This is a genomic window from Aeromonas sp. HMWF016 (assembly GCF_963878195.1).
In the GTDB taxonomy this organism is placed as follows: domain Bacteria; phylum Pseudomonadota; class Gammaproteobacteria; order Enterobacterales; family Aeromonadaceae; genus Aeromonas; species Aeromonas lacus.
Genome location: NZ_CAWNWX010000022.1, coordinates 13,958 through 29,635, shown reverse-complemented (window position 1 = coordinate 29,635; position 15,678 = coordinate 13,958). Strand labels below are relative to the sequence as shown.

Below are 15,678 nucleotides of genomic sequence, written 5' to 3'. Positions count from 1 at the left end.
TGCACCAGCCCTGTGAGCGCCACAAAAAAATCAGGCGGGCACAATGCCCGCCTGTTCGTTCAATGCTGTGGTTCACTGGTCATCGAAAGGGTCATCATCCTGCCAGCTTTCGTCTTCCCACTGATCCAGCTCCTCTTCCCAGGATTCCGGCTCCCAATCATCGTCTGACGAGTCGTAATCCGGCTTGTGTCCACCCATCTTCACTCTCCTTGGATAGTTCACCCGCAATCCAATTTTATCCGGAAATGTCGGGCTCGCCAGTCGTCAGAGTTCAAAGTTTGACCAGGGTGCGCCCCGCGATTTGGCCAAGCGTGATGGCCTCGGCAGCCTCGACCACTTGCTCCAGCCCGATCTCGGTGACCGCCTGAGCAAAGAAGCTGGCAGGCAGATCCCGTGCCAGTCGCTGCCACGCCAGTTGACGACGTTCCAATGGGCACATCACCGAATCGACTCCCTGCAGCCGCACATTGCGCAGGATGAAAGGCATCACGCTGGTCGGCAGATCGAAGCCCCCTGCCAGCCCGCAGGCTGCCACGGCGCCGCCGTAGTTCATCTGGGCCAGCAGTTTGGCCAGTACCTGACTGCCGACGGTATCGATGGCACCGGCCCACAGCTGTTTCTCCAGCGGTTTGGCAGGCTCCAGCAGCTCGCTGCGTGGCACGATGCGGCTGGCACCGAGCGCAGTCAACATGGCACCCTGCTCTTCGGGGCGTCCGGTCAGCGCCGCCACCTGATAGCCAAGGGCCGCCAGCAGGGCAACCGAGGCGGAACCCACGCCACCAGCAGCGCCAGTTACCAGCACCTCGCCACTTTCCGGGGTAATACCCGCCTCTTCCAGCGCCAGCACGCAAAGCATGGCGGTAAGGCCAGCGGTGCCGATGCACATGGCCTGCCGCTCATCGAGCCCGGCGGGCAGCGGCACCAGCCAGTCGCCCTTGATCCGCGCCTGTTCGGCCATGCCGCCCCAGTGCCCTTCGCCCACGCCCCAACCGGTCAGCACCACCTTGTCTCCCGGCTGATAGCGGCTGTCGGCAGATTCGAGCACGGTACCGGCGAAGTCGATGCCGGGCACCAGCGGCCACTGACGCACTATCTTGCCCTTGCCGGTGATGGCCAGCCCATCCTTGTAGTTGATGGAGCTGTAGCTCACCGCTACCCGCACCTCTCCCTCCGGCAACTGGCTCTCGGTTAGTCGGGTCAGGGTCGGAATGGTCTTGCCGTCTTGGTTTTCCAGTAACAGAGCCTTGAACATGGTTGCCTCTTTGATGGGGATTGAAACGGAACGGTTAGCTGCTTTGGCGCTTTTGCAATTCGAACTCGAGGATCCGGGTCGTCTCTTGCACCTCGTCGCCAGCCAGCTTGTGCAGGATCATCTCGGCAGCCATGCTGCCCATTTTGCGATAGGGAACCTGAACCGATGTGAGGGCAGGATAACAACTCTTCGCCACATCGGAATCATCAAAACCGGCGATAGCCAGCTTGCCGGGCACGCTCAGGTGCCGTCGTTGGCACTCGAACAGCACACCGGCCGCCAGCTCGTCGTTGACGCAGATAACTGCATCGAGCTCTGGCCAACGCAGCAGAAACTCCCCCAGCATGGCAGCACCAGTGCTGAAGCTGGGCGCCTCCGAGGTATTGATCACCATATCGGGCGAGAGATAGTTCTCCAGCATCGCCTGCTGCCAGCCGCGCATGCGCTGCTGCAGCATCCACTGCTCCTGACGGGCACAGAGAAAACCGATATTGCGATAGCCCCGCTCGATGAGGTGACGGGTCAGGCGATAACCGGCCTCCTGATTGGAGCCGCCGACACAGAGATCCATGGGATGGGGCACCAAAGCCCCCACCTCCACCACCGGCAGACGACTGTTACGCAACAGCGCCTTGTCATCTGGCGACTCAAGGCAGCCCAGCACGATCACGGCGGCGGGGTTGTACTGCAGCAGATGCTCCAGCTGTTCGCTCTGCTGACGCAGATGCTGGGCGTCGCCCAGTACCAGCTGATAACCGGCCTTCATCAAGATGGGTTGCAACCCGGCCATCAGTTCAGCACTGGCGCGATCAAGCAGGCTCGGCACTATCACCAGAATCACATGGGAAGTACCCGACGCCAGCGCACCGGCGGCACGATTGGGGATATAGCCGAGCTCTTCCACCGCGGCGTCGATACGCTCGCGCATCTTGTCGGAGACCAGTTCGGGGGTGCGCAGGGCACGGGAGACCGTCATGGCCCCCACTCCGGCCAGCTGGGCCACATCGTTGAGGGTCACCCGACCCGTGCTACGGCGCTTTTTCGCTTCTGACATCCATCCCTTCCTCGGCTTGCGGCTGCTCACTTTAAGGCAAAAGGGCGCCACTGACTATTTGCTCAGGGCCGATTCTACTCTCTTTCCCCTACCGTAGGGGCAGGATGACTCCCGTTAATGGGTAAAGTGATAGCGCTATCACAGTTTCATGTTAGCGCTATCTGATAGCGCTAACTTTCGCGATCACCCTCACAGTTTCACCACCGCAAGATCGATAGATTGGCGCCATCTTAACTAGCCGGATCACCACCATGCTGACTCAACTGCTGACCGAGGATGTCATCCGCATCGAACCCGCAGCCCGCGACTGGCGCCACGCCATCGAGCTGGCGACGGCGCCCCTGCTGGCCAATGGCACCATCGAACCCTCCTACGTGGCGGCACTGTTTCGCTCTCATGAAGAGCTCGGCCCCTACTACGTACTGGGCCCCGGTCTGGCGATGCCCCACGCTCGCCCCGAGGACGGCGTCAACCGGCTGGGTCTGGGGCTGACCGTCATCAAGCAGGGGGTCAACTTCGACTCCGAGGGCAACGACCCGATCCGGCTGCTGATCACCCTGGCCGCCAGCGACAGCAACTCCCACGTGGAGACCATCGCCCAGCTGGCCGAGCTGTTTATGAATGAAGAGGACGTGGCGGCCATTATCGCGGCCGACACCAAAGACGACATCCTGCGCATTCTGGCGCGCTACTGATCTGCGCCATGGCGCACCTGACAAAGGAAGAGACGATGAAAATTCTGGTTGTATGCGGTCACGGTCTGGGCACCAGCCTGATGATGGAAATGAGCATCAAGAGCATCCTGAAAGAGCTGGCGGTCACTGCCGACGTGGATCACCGCGATCTGGCCTCCGCCGGTAGCGAAACCGCCGAGATGTTTGTCGCCACCCGCGACATCGCCGAGCAGCTGCAATCCATGGGCGTCAACGGCCGTCTGGTGGCCCTCGACAACATGGTCGACAAGGCCGCGATGAAAGAGAAGCTCGCCAGCGCCCTGCGCGAACTGGGCGCCCTCTAAGGATCCTCCATGCGGCCTGCGGGCCGCATCTTCCATTGCCAGGAGCTGACCATGGAATTTTTCAACTTTCTGATGTTTGACGTGCTGTCCGAGCCCGCCGTGCTGGTCGGCCTGATCGCCCAGAAGAAACCGGTGACCGAGTGCATCAAGGGCACGGTCAAGACCATCATGGGTTTCGTCATTCTGGGGGCCGGTGCCACCCTGGTGATCAACTCGCTGGGTGACTTTGCCGTCATCTTCCAGCACGCCTTCGGCATCAAGGGGGTCGTCCCCAACAACGAAGCCATCGTCTCCATCGCCCAGACCTCGTTTGGCAAGGAGATGGCGATGATCATGTTCTTCGCCATGCTGGTGAACATCCTGATCGCCCGTCTGAGTCCGTGGAAATTCATCTTCCTGACCGGTCACCACACCCTGTTTATGTCGATGATGGTGGCCGTAATCCTCTCTGCCGGTGGCATGAGCGGCGTGCCGCTGATCGCGGTGGGCAGTCTGGTGGTCGGTGTCGCCATGGTCTTCTTCCCGGCCATCGCCCACCCCTTCATGAAGCAGATCACCGGCTCAGATGACGTGGCGCTGGGCCACTTCTCCACCTGCTCCTACGTGCTCTCCGCCCTGATCGGCGCCAAGTTCGGCAACAAGGCCCACAGCTGCGAAGATGTGCAGGTACCCAAGAGCCTGCTGTTCCTGCGCGATACTCCGGTGGCCATCTCCTTCACCATGGGCATCATCTTCCTGGTGACCTCCGCCTTCGCCGGCCCCGAGTTTGTCTCCAGCGTCGCCAAGGGCAAGCACTGGTTCATGTTCTCCCTGATGCAGTCCATCACCTTCGCCGCCGGTGTCTACGTGATCCTGCAAGGTGTGCGGATGGTCATCGCCGAGATCGTACCGGCCTTCAAGGGGATCTCCGACAAGCTGGTGCCGAACGCCAAGCCGGCACTCGACTGCCCCATCGTCTTCCCCTACGCCCCCAACGCCGTGCTGATCGGCTTCCTGTCGAGCTTTGCCGCCGGTCTGGTGGGGATGGCACTGCTCTACGCCATGGGCCTGACCGTCATCATCCCGGGCGTGGTACCGCACTTCTTCGTCGGCGCCGCTGCCGGGGTATTCGGCAACGCCACCGGTGGTCGTCGTGGCGCCATTCTGGGTGCCTTCGCCAACGGCCTGCTGCTACTCACCATCCTGCCGGTGTTCCTGCTGCCGGTGCTGGGCGACCTCGGCTTCGCCAACACCACCTTCAGCGACTCCGACTTCGGTGTGGTCGGCATCCTGCTGGGGCTGATCGTTCGCTAATCACGGTCATCGCCAACAACGAAAACGGAGCGCATCGCGCTCCGTTTTTTTATGGCCTGGCTTTATGAAAGGGTGAAACTCAGTCGTTCTCCAGCGCAGTGAGGCAGTGAGAGAGGGTGCGGGCCAGCGCCCCCTGATTGCGCAACACCACGGCACGGGCCTGCTCGCCCATCTCGCGGCGGGCGGTCACGTCGGCAAACAGCTGGCTCACCTGCTCGCCCAGCTCGGCAGCATCGGCCACGATGGCGGCGCCCCCCTGAGCCACCAGCTGGCGGGTGATATCGCTGAAGTTGAAGTAGGCGGGCCCCGTCAGGCAAGGCTTGCCGAGGGCCGCCGGCTCCAGCAGGTTGTGACCGCCGATCTTCACCAGACTGCCGCCGACGAAAGCCACATCGGCCGCCGCCAGCATCAGCGGCAGCTCGCCCATGGTATCGCCAAGATAGACCTTATCCTGTGCCCCAACCGCAGCATGACTGGTGCGCCGCACGCAGCCATAAGGAGCGCACAGCTCGGCCACCCGATCGAACCGCTCGGGGTGGCGCGGTACCAGAATAAGCAGCGCGTCGGGATGGCGTTTGAGCAGCAGATCGAAAGCGGCCAGCACCTGCTCATCCTCACCCTGATGGGTGCTGGCGGCGATCCAGACAGGCCGCTCGGCGCCCAACAGCTGACGCAGGGCACGCCCTTTGCTCTGCACCTCGTCACCAAACTGGATATCGAACTTGATAGAGCCGGTCACCGCCAGCCGCGAACGATCGATGCCGAGGCGGGCGAAGCGGTCGGCGTCATCCTGATGCTGGCAGAGCAGATGGGTCAGCGGTCGGCTCAGGGCGTCGAAGGCGCCGTGGAAGCGGGCATAACGCTGGCAGGATCGCTCGGAGAGGCGGGCATTGATGATGGTCACCGGCAGATGGCGCGCCTCGCAGGCGGCCAGCCAGTTCGGCCACAACTCGGTCTCCATCACCCAGAGCGCGCGCGGCTTGAAGGTATCGAGAAAGGCGGCAATGGCCCAGGGGTAGTCGAGCGGCGCGTAGCGATGCACCACCAGCTCCCCCAGCTTGGCAGCCTGATCGGCGCCGGTGCGGGTAGTGGTGGTGAGCAGGATCGGCAGATCGGGCCGCTCCGCCTTGAGGGCGCGAATGAGCGGCGTGATGGCCAGCGTCTCCCCCACGCTCACCGCATGGATCCACAGTGGCGCATCCTGTCCGGTGGCGGGCAGCCGCCCGAGATGCTCGGCCCAGCGCTCGCCAAAGCCGGGCTTGCCCCGCTTCGGCTTGTAGAGGGCCAGCAGCGCCAGCGGCAATCCCAGATGGATCAGCAGGTTGTAGAGCAGACGGTAGGGCATCTTACTGACTCTGCTCCAGCTTCTTGCAGGCATCGACCACCTGCTCCGGCGCCAGATCGATCAGGCACTTGAGATGGCCGAACTTGCAGGTGCGCTTGAAGCAGGGGCGGCACTCGATGTCGGTGTGAACGATCTCGACCCGATCCGCCAGCGGCGGGGTATAGAGCGGCGAAGTGGAGCCATAGACGCCCACCAGCGGCCGGTTGAGGGCGGCGGCGATGTGCATCAGACCGGAGTCATTGGAGATGACCCGGCTGGCCAGCGCCATCAGATCGATCGCTTCGTGCAGGCTGGTCTTGCCCGCCAGCACGTGGCAGTTGGGGCGGGTCAGCAGGTTGACCCGATCCCGGATGGTATTGGCCACCGGCACATCCTTGTTGGAGCCGAAGATCCACACCTGCCACCCCTCGTCCAGATGCTGCTGTGCCACCACGGCGTAGTGTCCCTCCGGCCAGCGCTTGGCCGGGCCAAACTCGGCACCGGGGCAGAGCACCAGCACCGGGCGGGCGCGATCCAGCCCCAGTCGCTCCAGCGCCTTGCTCTGGTTGACCAGATCGACGTGCAGAGAGGGGTGGGGAATGGTCGGAATATCGGCCCGGCTCTTCATCTGCGCCTTGGGATAAGCGAGCGCCAGATAGCCCTCCACCATCAGCGGGAAGGCGGACTTGTTGCTGCGCAGATCGTTGAGCAGGCCGAAGCGGTGCTCCCCCTTCCAGCCGGTACGCACCGGAATGCGGGCAAACCAGGGGATCAGCGCCGACTTCATGGAGTTGGGCTGGACGATGGCCTGATCGTACTTCTCGGCTGCCAGCTGCTTGCCGAGGCGGCGGCGCGCCACCAGCTTGAAGTCACCGTGGCCAAGGGGCATGGTGATCGCCTTGTCCACCTCCGGCATCCGCTCCAGCAGGGCACAGCACCAGGCGGGGGCCATCACGTGCAGTTCGCTCTCGGGATGGTTGGCCTTGATCGCCTTGTAGAGACTCTGGGACATCACCATGTCGCCGACCCAGGAGGGGCCGATCACCAATATTTTCATTACGCGTCTTCTCTCGGGTCTGGCCCGGCGGTTAATCATCACTGGGCGAGATTATGCCCCAAGAATGGCTCGATAAATAACAGAAGATCCTTGGTAGTCGCCTCTGCTTTGCCTCGGCCGGGCGAGATTACGCGCCACAAGCAGCGGCCGGATAAATAACAGAAGCTCCTTGGTAATCGCCTCTGCTTTGCCGCGGCCGGGCGAGATTACGCGCCACAAGCAGCGGCCGGATAAATAACAGAAGATCCTTGGTAGTCGCCTCGGCCAGCCGCCACCCGGGTCATGCCCCGGCCACGCTTTTAGGCTAGAATGGGCGCCAATTCGAGCATGTCCCGCCAGACGGGCAACAACCGAGAGCCCCATTTCGTGAAAAAACCGACTCTGGCTGCCGTTCTGATCGTCAAGAATGAAGCCGACAACCTGCGCAAATGCCTCGCCTCCCTCGACGGACTGGTGGACGAGATCGTCATTCTGGACTCCGGCAGTCAGGACGAGACCCCGGCCATCGCCGCCGAATTTGGGGCCCGGTTCTTCGTCAACGCCAAGTGGCCGGGCTTTGGCAAACAGCGCCGACTGGCCCAGTCCCACGTACAGTCCGACTGGGTGCTGTGGCTGGATGCCGACGAGCGGCTCACCCCCGAGCTGAAAACAGCCATCGCCAACGTGATGGCCAATCCGGCCAGCGACACCATCTACTCGCTGCCGCGCCTCTCCTGGGTGTTTGGCCGCTTTATCCGCCACAGCGGCTGGTATCCGGATCGGGTGCTGCGCCTCTATCCCAAGGCGCTCACCAGCTACAACGAGGCGCTGGTGCACGAGAAGGTAGAAGTGCGGGCCAACATGAAGATCGTCAACCTCTACGGCGACCTGCACCACTTCACCTATCGGGATCTGGAGCACTATCTGGTCAAATCCGCCGGTTATGCCCGCGCCTGGGCCGATCAGCGCACCGCTCGCGGCAAGAAGGGCTCCCTCAGTCAGGGGCTGATCCACGCCGTCGGCTGCTTCATCAAGATGTACCTGCTCAAGGCAGGCTTCCTCGATGGCAAGCAGGGGTTGCTGCTGGCGATCCTCTCCGCCCACTCCACCTTCGTCAAATACGCCGACCTCTGGGTGCGCCAGCAGCCGCAGCAGCCGGAATAGCGCCGTCCCCCACCCCACCGCAGGTTCGTCAATTCGCCCCTTGTTCCGCTGGAACAAGGGGCGAATGGCATGGCGGCAGATCGGACGGAGCCCTTGCAGGGCGCGCAATGGTCATGACGGAGGGCGACAGGGGTTAACTCGATCGCTATAAGCTGAATTTATGGATTTTGGTTAAATGACCCAACTCTAGCTTATACCGGCAGGATCCGCGCCAGCGGGGTGCTGACAGGGCCGCAAAAGGGCTGCCGGGGCAATGTCCGATCTGCTGGTCTGTCAGCTGCGATCATCACCATACAAAACAGGGCCCCGCGGGGCCCTGTCTGCATTGCTGCATAGGTTACTTGCGCCAGAAGGGCGCCGCCCAGCGGGCCATCTCCGGCACCATGGCCTTGGGATCGAGCTGGCTCATATCCTCCGGGTGGTCGCTGTCCTCCGGCGGGCTGAAGGCAAGGTGACGCCCTTCGCTGTTGAGGGGCTTCCAGCGCAGCGGGGTGGCGGAGCGGCGCATCGGGAAGAAGCCGATGGTCGGCACGTCGAGCGCTCCGGCGATATGGAGCGGGCCGGTACTGCCGGCGATAAACAAAGCGGCGTTGGCCAGCACCTGACAGAACATCGGCAGACCGTCGCTGGAGCGGTAGATCCAGCCGTTGCCGCCGTGGGCCAGCAGCTCGGCCGCCAGCTGTTCGGCCATCTTCTCCTCGCCCGGGCCAGCGGTCAGCACGCACTGCAGCTCGGGGCAGGCCTGGTTCAGCTTGATGATGATGCGAGCATACTGCTCGATGGAGAGGTTGTTGGCCGAGCCACCGCTGCCGGCGTGTACCATCAGCCAGGGGCGGCTGGCATCGAGCTTGAGCTTGGCCGCCAGCTGCTCGCGCACCTGCTGCAGGCTCGCCTCATCGAAACTGAGGAAGGGAGTCTTGGGCTCCACCACGGCGACCTGATGATCGGTCAGGAAGCGACGGATCAGCTCCAGATTGTACTCGGACTCCGGCTTCAGGGAGCGGGAGCGGCGCTGCACCAGACGCTGGTTGTAGAGCACCTGCGCCAGCTTGGTCGCCGGCGCCAGCCGGTAAGGGATGTGTGCCTTCCACACCAGCATGGCGTTGCGGGAGTTGGAGAAGAGGCAGATGGACGCGTCGAACGCCGCCGCCTTGATCCGGGCTAGCAGTGCCCGCTGTTGCTCCTTGTCGGCTCGCACGCCCGGATCGATGATCACCTCGTCAATCCAGGGGCAAAGCCGGGCCAGCGGGGCCGTATAGGCCGGAACCAGGGCAGTCACATGACACTCCATGGAGCCTTTGAGCATGGCGAAGCTCGGCCACGCCAGCATGAAGTCACCAATCTTGTCATTGCGAACGACCAGAATACGTTTCATAAAAAATCCCTTTGCTCCCTGTCACCAATGCAGGGAGGCTTGATGCGCGATGGCGTATTCTTGCCTGATGCACTGCTATTCTCAAGCGACGACCTTATAATGCGACCAAATTTCCAGGTTGCAGGACCGCAAAGATGACTACCAGGGTAATTTATCCCGGGACATTTGATCCCGTTACCAATGGCCATGCCGACCTGATCGGCCGCGCCGCCAAGCTGTTTGACGAGGTGATCGTCGGCGTCGCCAACAGCCCGAGCAAGCGCCCGCTGTTCGATCTGGCGGAACGTGTCCAGCTTGTCCAGCAAGTGACCAGCACGCTGCCCAACGTCAAGGTGGTGGGTTTCTCCGGGCTGCTGGTCGATTTCGCCAAAGAGCATCAGGCCAATGTGCTGATCCGCGGTCTGCGCGCCGTCTCCGACTTCGAGTACGAGTTCCAGCTGGCCAACATGAACCGCCGCCTGATGCCGGAGCTGGAGAGCGTCTTCCTCACCCCGGCCGAGGAGAACTCCTTTATCTCCTCTACCCTGGTGAAAGAGGTGGCGCTGCACGGTGGCGACATCCGCCAGTTTGTCGACCCCGTGGTGGCACAGGCCATCGCCGCCAAACAGCAGCAGCGCTAATCCCTCCCCTGATTGGCAGAAACGAACAAGGGCTACCCGCGGGTAGCCCTTGTTGCATCAACGCACTGCATGCCTAGCGGCGAGCAAACTGCTCGCGGATCGTCAGCTCCAGCTGATCGAGCCACTCGTAACGGCGCCGGTACATTGCCCGCTTCTTGGAGGCGATCTCCTCCAGCGGCTTGCGCGGCTGCAGCTGCAGGGCGACAAAGTTGGCATCCACATCCTGCGCGCCGAACTCCTGCCACAGCTCGTCGTAATCGGCCTGCAGGTTGGCTTTCTGCTTGCTGCTATAACGCTTGGCCTGAAACACGTGAGCCCGTTTGCGCACCGCCAGCACCTCGCCGCTGCCCATCGCCAGCGCCAGCTGCTGCACCAGCTGCACCAACAGGGATTTGGGCCGCAGGCCCTGCCCCTCCTTGGTCAACTCGCGCACCTTATCCTGCGCGTTGGCCACTCCGGGCTCCGGCCCCTGCATGGAGCCGATAACCAGATGCAGCTGCTCGGCGCTGCCAGCCAGCGAGAAGGCACAGCTGTAGAGACGCAACCCCTCGCTATCGATGATGGAGAGCGCCAGCTCGGCCTCACGGCGGAAGGTGCCATCATGGCGTAGTACGATGCGGCAATCGCTCTGGGGATAGCGCCCCAGCTCGATCCCGCCCGCCAGATAGAGCGGCTCGACCAGCTGCGGATAGCAACTCAGCTGCAGCTGATAGTGGTTTTCCAGCATCTCGGCCCGCTCACGGGCACTGGCACTGGCGAAGCGATAGGGACGCATCGGCTTGTCGAGCAACTCGGGATAACGGGCCGGCAACGCCTTGAGCGGTTCGGCCTGAAACAGGGTGAAGACGCGGGTCAGCTGCTCGCGGTAAAGCAGGCTGCGCAGCACGAACTTGCCGCGATTGAAAGTCTGGCGCTCGCTTCCCTCCGGATAGAGGTAACAGGCCATAGATTTTGCGCAATAGCGCTCCAGCCGGGATAAATTTTCCCAGTCTATTGATTTAACAGTCATTTTTATTTCTCAAACCGCCTGAACGATCGAGATACTAGAGACAACTGTGCAAATCTTCAACAGCCGGGAAATACGCTGTTACAACTTTCCGCAAATTCGGCGAAAAAGTGCCCTTAACGCTGGCAATGAGAGCAAAATACCGTGGTTCTCTGGCCTATTTTCACTTCACTCAGCAGGGTGTGACAGTGGAAACAGGGCTGGCCGCCACGGCCGTAAACCTGCAACTGCTGCACGAAATAGCCCGGCTTGCCGTCGGCACTGGTGAAATCCTTGAGGGTGGTACCGCCCTGACGGATGGCCTCGGCCAGCACCCGCTTGATCTCGGCCACCAGCTTCTCCAGCCGCTCGCCACTGATATTGCCAGCCGCCCGCTTGGGGTGGATACCCGCCGCAAAGAGCGCCTCGTTGGCGTAGATGTTGCCGACCCCGACCACCACCTGATTGTCCATCAGGAACTGCTTGATGGCGGTGCTGCGCCCCTTGGCGCGCTCACGCAGGTAATCGCCATTGAAGGCATCGGTGAGCGGCTCCGGCCCCAGCTTGGCCAGCAGGGTATGCGCCTCGGCCGGATCGCGGGTCCAGAGCAGGGCGCCAAAGCGGCGCGGATCGTTGAGGCGCAGCAGCTTGCCATTCTCCAGCTCGATATCCACGTGGTCGTGCTTCTCGGCAGGGGTGCCGATATCCAGCACCCGCAGGCTGCCGGACATCCCAAGATGGAGGATGGCGGTGCCGAAATCGGTCTCCAGCAGCAGATACTTGGCGCGGCGGCGCACCCGATGGATCACCAGATCCACCAGCTCCTGAATTTCGCCGGGCACCGGCCAGCGCAGGCGGCCATCGCGCACCACCACTCGGGTGACCTTGATGCCGGTAAGCCAGGGAGAGATCCCCTGCCGGCTGACTTCTACTTCTGGCAATTCAGGCATTGATACCTCGCAAACAGAGTCGACTGGTGGACAATCAGGGGTCAGGACGCATCAGGTCGCGATACTGCTCGGCAGTGAGGGAGAGCCAGAGGCCGGAGGGGAGCTGAGCACCATACTGGCCACTGTTCTGATAGAGGGCGATCGCCAGCGGGTCATTTTGCCCGGCAATCCACACCCGAAGGGTGACGGGGGCGCCGCGTACCACTTCGCCGGGTGGCAGCAGCCAGCCCTGCCAGCGTGCGATATGGGCCGCCAGCTGATTGCTGTCGAGCCCCAGATCCGGCCCACTGCGCCAGCCATGGCCGATCCGCTCAATCTGCCAGCTTGGCCCCTGCCAGGTAAGCACCACCGCATCCTCCGGCAGCAGCGGACGCGCGCGCTTGGCGCTGTTCTCCTGCTGGGCCAGCTCCAGCCGGTGCAGCAGGGTGATCACGATCAGTACCACCACGATGATCACGTTGTTCCAGCCTTTGCGGCTCAGTTTGAACATGGCAAGCCTCCCTTTGAACCGGCAGTGTACTGAATTCAGCGCATAAAAAAACCCGGCACAAGGCCGGGTTTTTGGGAATGCAGCATCAAGTAATTACTTGATTTTGCCTTCCTTGTAGATCACATGCTGACGAACAACGGGATCAAACTTTTTGATTTCCATTTTTTCGGGCATGGTGCGCTTGTTTTTGGTAGTGGTATAGAAGTGACCAGTACCGGCGCTGGAGTTCAGGCGAATTTTCTCGCGAATACCTTTAGCCATGATCTAATTCCTTATACCTTAACACCGCTGGCGCGCAGTTCAGCCAGAACCACTTCAACGCCACGCTTGTCGATGATACGCATGCCTTTTGCGGATACGCGCAGGCTTACGAAGCGTTTTTCACTCTCAACCCAGAAACGGTGAGTGTGCAGGTTCGGCAGGAAACGACGCTTGGTAGCGTTGTTAGCGTGCGAACGGTTGTTACCAACTGCCGGGCGCTTGCCGGTTACTTGGCATACTCTAGACATGTCAGTCTCTCCAAATCTTACTTCATTGCTCGAGCAAATATCTGCCCCGCTGGCCTTCGATTGCGGGGCAAACAGAAGGCGGCATTTTATACAGCATCCGTGATCAAAGATCAACTAATACGGTGCCAGAGCACAGTTATAGCCAACCGAGCTCGGCAAAAGAAACCGTGATGCCATCACCGATCACCAAGTGATCCAGCACTCTGATATCGATCAGGGCCAAAGCGGCCGTGATCCGATCCGTGATCTGGCGGTCGGCCCTACTGGGCTCGGCGACGCCGGACGGGTGATTATGCGCCAGAATCACCGCGGCTGCATTATGTTTGAGCGCGATCTGCACGATTTCTCTTGGCCAGACACTTGCCGAATCGATTGTGCCGTAAAAAAGCTCAACAAATTGAATGACTCTGTGCTGATTGTCGAGCAACAGCAAGGCAAACACTTCGCGCGGCCGATCCCGCAGCTGGGCCTGCAGATAGTCGCGGGTCAGCTGGGGCGAGGTGAGGGCATCACCCCGTTGCAACTGCTGCGCCAGATGGCGCTTGGCCATCTCCAGCACCGCCTGCAACTGGGCATATTTGGCCGGGCCAAGGCCGTGGGCCTCGCAGAAATCGCGCTGATCCGCGCCCAGCAGATTGCGCAGCGATCCGAACTGATTCAACAGGTTACGGGAGAGATCGACCGCACTCAGGCCATTGACGCCGGTACGCAGGAAGATGGCAAGCAGCTCGGCATCGCTGAGCACCGTCGGCCCCTGTCGCAGCAGCTTCTCTCTGGGGCGTTCATCTTCCGGCCACTCCTTGATGCTCATTTGTCTCTCCTCTCTCCCTGTTGAGGAAAAACATAGCAAATATTTGCGTGTTCTCCGCCACAACCCCTTGATGCCAACCCCTGTCGTCATCCCCTGCCTGTGGTATCTTAGCCGACCAGTCAAAGTGAGCCGGATAGAGAAACAGCAGATGAGATTGGCCGATAAACGCATCCTGTTGGGTGTCAGCGGCGGGATCGCCGCCTACAAGAGTGCCGAACTGGTACGCCGTCTGAAAGATCAGGGTGCCGAGGTGCGGGTGGTGATGACCCGCTCCGCCAAGGAGTTCATCACGCCGCTGACCCTGCAGGCGGTCTCCGGCCATCCGGTGGCGGACAGCCTGCTGGATCCGGCTGCCGAAGCGGGCATGGGTCATATCGAGCTGGCCAAGTGGGCCGATCTGGTATTGATCGCCCCCGCCAGCGCCAACCTGATAGCCCGTATGGCGGCCGGCATGGCCGACGAACTGCTCACCACCCTCTGTCTGGCCACCCCGGTACCGGTCGCCCTGGCGCCCGCCATGAACCAGCAGATGTACCTCAACGCAGCCACCCAGGCCAACCTCAAGACCCTGGCCAGCCGCGGTGTCCTGCTGTGGGGGCCGGACTCCGGCAGCCAGGCCTGTGGCGATGTGGGCCCGGGCCGGATGCTGGATCCCCTCGAACTGGTGGAGCGCTGCTGCCAGCAGCTGGCCGCCGAGCCCTTGCTGGCGGGCGTCAAGCTACTGCTGACCGCCGGCCCAACCCGCGAGGCGCTCGATCCGGTGCGCTACATCAGCAACCACAGCTCCGGCAAGATGGGCTTTGCCATCGCCCGCGCCGCTCGTGAAGCGGGCGCCGAGGTGACCCTGGTGAGCGGCCCGGTAACGCTGGCCACGCCGGCAGGGGTCACCCGCGTCGATGTGGAGAGCGCGGAACAAATGCATCAGGCGGTGATGAGCCGGGTGGGCGAATGCGACCTCTTCATCGGTTGTGCCGCGGTTGCTGACTATCGCCCCGAGCAGGTCGCCAGCCAGAAGATCAAGAAGAGCGGTGACAACGACGTGATGGTGGTGAAGCTGGTGAAAAACCCCGACATCATCGCGGCCGTCGGCGCCCTTTCAGACAAACCCTTCACTGTCGGATTTGCCGCCGAAACCGTGGATGTGGAACAATACGCCCTCGATAAATTGCAGCGAAAGCGGTTGGACATGATCGCCGCCAACGATGTATCCCGCGAGGGGCAAGGCTTCAACGCCGATGACAACGCCCTGACCGTGTTCTGGCAAGGGGGCCAGGCGCCTCTGCCGTTGGCCGACAAGCTGACGCTGGCCCGTCATCTGGTTGCCCTGATTGCGTGTCACTATCGGCGCTAAGCGTCCCGAAAGAACAAGACTCACGGCGCCCCGCCTTGCCAAGAGGGGCGCCAACACAAGATCCAACTGAAAAAGCGATTCATGACAACACAAATTGAACTGAAGATTCTGGATGCCCGTATCGGTACCGAGTACCCGCTGCCCGCCTACGCTACTCCCGGCTCTGCCGGCATGGACCTGCGCGCTCTGCTGGATGCACCGCTGACTCTGGCTCCGGGCGATACCACTCTGGTACCGACCGGTCTGGCCATCCACATCCAGGATCCGGGTCTGTGTGCCACCATTCTGCCCCGCTCCGGTCTCGGCCATAAGCACGGCATCGTGCTGGGCAACCTGGTCGTTATACGTCATTAATGAAGCTGTCTCATTCGTTGCATAGTAGAGAATATTGTCCTTTCAATGGTTCACATGAATTTATAAGCCGCATGGATAGAATGTCTCAATAG

At 61.7% G+C, this 15,678-nt stretch carries 18 protein-coding genes and 1 pseudogene; 7 read left to right on the top strand and 12 right to left on the bottom strand.

The window, feature by feature from the left end; translation table 11 throughout:
- Positions 1 to 72 precede the first annotated feature (72 nt).
- The 3 genes from AACS24_RS02605 to AACS24_RS02595 form a co-directional block, all read right to left on the bottom strand.
- Positions 73 to 198, bottom strand: a complete 126-nt coding sequence (locus AACS24_RS02605; RefSeq protein WP_255940094.1) for a hypothetical protein — start codon at positions 196 to 198, stop codon at positions 73 to 75.
- 73 nt (positions 199 to 271) lie between these two features.
- The gene (gene acuI, locus AACS24_RS02600) at positions 272 to 1,252 is read right to left on the bottom strand and encodes an acrylyl-CoA reductase (NADPH) (protein WP_108572276.1); all 981 of its coding nucleotides are present in this window, start codon (positions 1,250 to 1,252) and stop codon (positions 272 to 274) included.
- Between the two features lie 34 nt (positions 1,253 to 1,286).
- Complete coding sequence (locus AACS24_RS02595; RefSeq protein ID WP_108572275.1) at positions 1,287 to 2,306, bottom strand: LacI family DNA-binding transcriptional regulator; 1,020 nt, start codon at positions 2,304 to 2,306, stop codon at positions 1,287 to 1,289.
- A 251-nt stretch (positions 2,307 to 2,557) separates the two neighbouring features.
- Here AACS24_RS02595 and AACS24_RS02590 point away from each other — a divergent pair, with 251 nt between their 5' ends.
- Genes AACS24_RS02590 through AACS24_RS02580 form a run of 3 tightly spaced genes read left to right on the top strand, consistent with a single transcriptional unit; the run spans position 2,558 to position 4,617 of the window.
- Positions 2,558 to 3,001, top strand: coding sequence for a PTS sugar transporter subunit IIA (locus tag AACS24_RS02590; RefSeq protein ID WP_005356016.1), 444 nt, complete (start codon positions 2,558 to 2,560; stop codon positions 2,999 to 3,001).
- A 35-nt stretch (positions 3,002 to 3,036) separates the two neighbouring features.
- On the top strand, positions 3,037 to 3,324 hold the full coding sequence (locus tag AACS24_RS02585; RefSeq protein ID WP_108572274.1) for a PTS sugar transporter subunit IIB: 288 nt from the start codon (positions 3,037 to 3,039) through the stop codon (positions 3,322 to 3,324).
- 51 nt (positions 3,325 to 3,375) lie between these two features.
- On the top strand, positions 3,376 to 4,617 hold the full coding sequence (locus AACS24_RS02580; protein ID WP_108572288.1) for a PTS ascorbate transporter subunit IIC: 1,242 nt from the start codon (positions 3,376 to 3,378) through the stop codon (positions 4,615 to 4,617).
- A 79-nt stretch (positions 4,618 to 4,696) separates the two neighbouring features.
- Here the strand turns inward: AACS24_RS02580 and waaA are convergent, their stop codons facing one another.
- A complete protein-coding gene (gene waaA, locus AACS24_RS02575) occupies positions 4,697 to 5,962 on the bottom strand; it encodes a lipid IV(A) 3-deoxy-D-manno-octulosonic acid transferase (protein ID WP_108572273.1) in 1,266 nt (421 codons plus the stop codon).
- Position 5,963: 1 nt separating this feature from the next.
- The gene (waaF, locus tag AACS24_RS02570; RefSeq protein ID WP_108572272.1) at positions 5,964 to 6,998 is read right to left on the bottom strand and encodes a lipopolysaccharide heptosyltransferase II; all 1,035 of its coding nucleotides are present in this window, start codon (positions 6,996 to 6,998) and stop codon (positions 5,964 to 5,966) included.
- Between the two features lie 366 nt (positions 6,999 to 7,364).
- On the opposite strand from waaF, the gene AACS24_RS02565 reads away from it, so the two are divergent.
- Entirely contained in the window at positions 7,365 to 8,141 is a 777-nt protein-coding gene (locus tag AACS24_RS02565) for a glycosyltransferase family 2 protein (protein ID WP_108572287.1), read from the top strand.
- 337 nt (positions 8,142 to 8,478) lie between these two features.
- On the opposite strand, the gene AACS24_RS02560 is transcribed toward AACS24_RS02565, so the two are convergent.
- The gene (locus AACS24_RS02560) at positions 8,479 to 9,516 is read right to left on the bottom strand and encodes a glycosyltransferase family 9 protein (protein ID WP_108572271.1); all 1,038 of its coding nucleotides are present in this window, start codon (positions 9,514 to 9,516) and stop codon (positions 8,479 to 8,481) included.
- Between the two features lie 134 nt (positions 9,517 to 9,650).
- Here AACS24_RS02560 and coaD point away from each other — a divergent pair, with 134 nt between their 5' ends.
- Positions 9,651 to 10,136 carry a pantetheine-phosphate adenylyltransferase gene (gene coaD, locus AACS24_RS02555; protein ID WP_064335091.1) on the top strand — a complete coding sequence of 162 codons (486 nt, stop codon included), beginning with the start codon at positions 9,651 to 9,653 and terminating at the stop codon, positions 10,134 to 10,136.
- Between the two features lie 73 nt (positions 10,137 to 10,209).
- Here coaD and AACS24_RS02550 read toward each other — a convergent pair whose 3' ends face one another.
- From AACS24_RS02550 to radC, 6 genes are all read right to left on the bottom strand, one after another.
- The gene (locus tag AACS24_RS02550; protein ID WP_108572270.1) at positions 10,210 to 11,082 is read right to left on the bottom strand and encodes a VirK/YbjX family protein; all 873 of its coding nucleotides are present in this window, start codon (positions 11,080 to 11,082) and stop codon (positions 10,210 to 10,212) included.
- Between the two features lie 176 nt (positions 11,083 to 11,258).
- On the bottom strand, positions 11,259 to 12,071 hold the full coding sequence (mutM, locus tag AACS24_RS02545) for a bifunctional DNA-formamidopyrimidine glycosylase/DNA-(apurinic or apyrimidinic site) lyase (protein WP_108572269.1): 813 nt from the start codon (positions 12,069 to 12,071) through the stop codon (positions 11,259 to 11,261).
- A gap of 34 nt (positions 12,072 to 12,105) precedes the next feature.
- Positions 12,106 to 12,561, bottom strand: coding sequence for a hypothetical protein (locus AACS24_RS02540; RefSeq protein ID WP_108572268.1), 456 nt, complete (start codon positions 12,559 to 12,561; stop codon positions 12,106 to 12,108).
- A 93-nt stretch (positions 12,562 to 12,654) separates the two neighbouring features.
- Positions 12,655 to 12,822 (bottom strand): 50S ribosomal protein L33, encoded by a 168-nt coding sequence (rpmG, locus tag AACS24_RS02535; RefSeq protein ID WP_005307500.1) that lies wholly within the window; start codon positions 12,820 to 12,822, stop codon positions 12,655 to 12,657.
- Positions 12,823 to 12,833: 11 nt separating this feature from the next.
- Positions 12,834 to 13,070, bottom strand: a complete 237-nt coding sequence (gene rpmB / locus AACS24_RS02530) for a 50S ribosomal protein L28 (protein ID WP_005307492.1) — start codon at positions 13,068 to 13,070, stop codon at positions 12,834 to 12,836.
- A gap of 136 nt (positions 13,071 to 13,206) precedes the next feature.
- Positions 13,207 to 13,881 carry a RadC family protein gene (gene radC, locus AACS24_RS02525; RefSeq protein ID WP_108572267.1) on the bottom strand — a complete coding sequence of 225 codons (675 nt, stop codon included), beginning with the start codon at positions 13,879 to 13,881 and terminating at the stop codon, positions 13,207 to 13,209.
- A 148-nt stretch (positions 13,882 to 14,029) separates the two neighbouring features.
- Here radC and coaBC point away from each other — a divergent pair, with 148 nt between their 5' ends.
- A complete protein-coding gene (coaBC, locus tag AACS24_RS02520; protein ID WP_108572266.1) occupies positions 14,030 to 15,232 on the top strand; it encodes a bifunctional phosphopantothenoylcysteine decarboxylase/phosphopantothenate--cysteine ligase CoaBC in 1,203 nt (400 codons plus the stop codon).
- Positions 15,233 to 15,313: 81 nt separating this feature from the next.
- A pseudogene (dut, locus tag AACS24_RS02515) lies at positions 15,314 to 15,571 on the top strand (dUTP diphosphatase); the annotation flags it as partial.
- Positions 15,572 to 15,678: the final 107 nt, after the last annotated feature.

Bases quoted from the DNA above. Each gene is read 5' to 3' on its own strand.
- AACS24_RS02605 (WP_255940094.1), bottom strand. From the start codon at position 198: ATGGGTGGACACAAGCCGGATTACGACTCGTCAGACGATGATTGGGAG.
- acuI (WP_108572276.1), bottom strand. From the start codon at position 1,252: ATGTTCAAGGCTCTGTTACTGGAAAACCAAGACGGCAAGACCATTCCG.
- AACS24_RS02595 (WP_108572275.1), bottom strand. From the start codon at position 2,306: ATGTCAGAAGCGAAAAAGCGCCGTAGCACGGGTCGGGTGACCCTCAAC.
- AACS24_RS02590 (WP_005356016.1), top strand. From the start codon at position 2,558: ATGCTGACTCAACTGCTGACCGAGGATGTCATCCGCATCGAACCCGCA.
- AACS24_RS02585 (WP_108572274.1), top strand. From the start codon at position 3,037: ATGAAAATTCTGGTTGTATGCGGTCACGGTCTGGGCACCAGCCTGATG.
- AACS24_RS02580 (WP_108572288.1), top strand. From the start codon at position 3,376: ATGGAATTTTTCAACTTTCTGATGTTTGACGTGCTGTCCGAGCCCGCC.
- waaA (WP_108572273.1), bottom strand. From the start codon at position 5,962: ATGCCCTACCGTCTGCTCTACAACCTGCTGATCCATCTGGGATTGCCG.
- waaF (WP_108572272.1), bottom strand. From the start codon at position 6,998: ATGAAAATATTGGTGATCGGCCCCTCCTGGGTCGGCGACATGGTGATG.
- AACS24_RS02560 (WP_108572271.1), bottom strand. From the start codon at position 9,516: ATGAAACGTATTCTGGTCGTTCGCAATGACAAGATTGGTGACTTCATG.
- coaD (WP_064335091.1), top strand. From the start codon at position 9,651: ATGACTACCAGGGTAATTTATCCCGGGACATTTGATCCCGTTACCAAT.
- AACS24_RS02550 (WP_108572270.1), bottom strand. From the start codon at position 11,082: ATGGCCTGTTACCTCTATCCGGAGGGAAGCGAGCGCCAGACTTTCAAT.
- mutM (WP_108572269.1), bottom strand. From the start codon at position 12,071: ATGCCTGAATTGCCAGAAGTAGAAGTCAGCCGGCAGGGGATCTCTCCC.
- AACS24_RS02540 (WP_108572268.1), bottom strand. From the start codon at position 12,561: ATGTTCAAACTGAGCCGCAAAGGCTGGAACAACGTGATCATCGTGGTG.
- rpmG (WP_005307500.1), bottom strand. From the start codon at position 12,822: ATGGCTAAAGGTATTCGCGAGAAAATTCGCCTGAACTCCAGCGCCGGT.
- rpmB (WP_005307492.1), bottom strand. From the start codon at position 13,070: ATGTCTAGAGTATGCCAAGTAACCGGCAAGCGCCCGGCAGTTGGTAAC.
- radC (WP_108572267.1), bottom strand. From the start codon at position 13,881: ATGAGCATCAAGGAGTGGCCGGAAGATGAACGCCCCAGAGAGAAGCTG.
- coaBC (WP_108572266.1), top strand. From the start codon at position 14,030: ATGAGATTGGCCGATAAACGCATCCTGTTGGGTGTCAGCGGCGGGATC.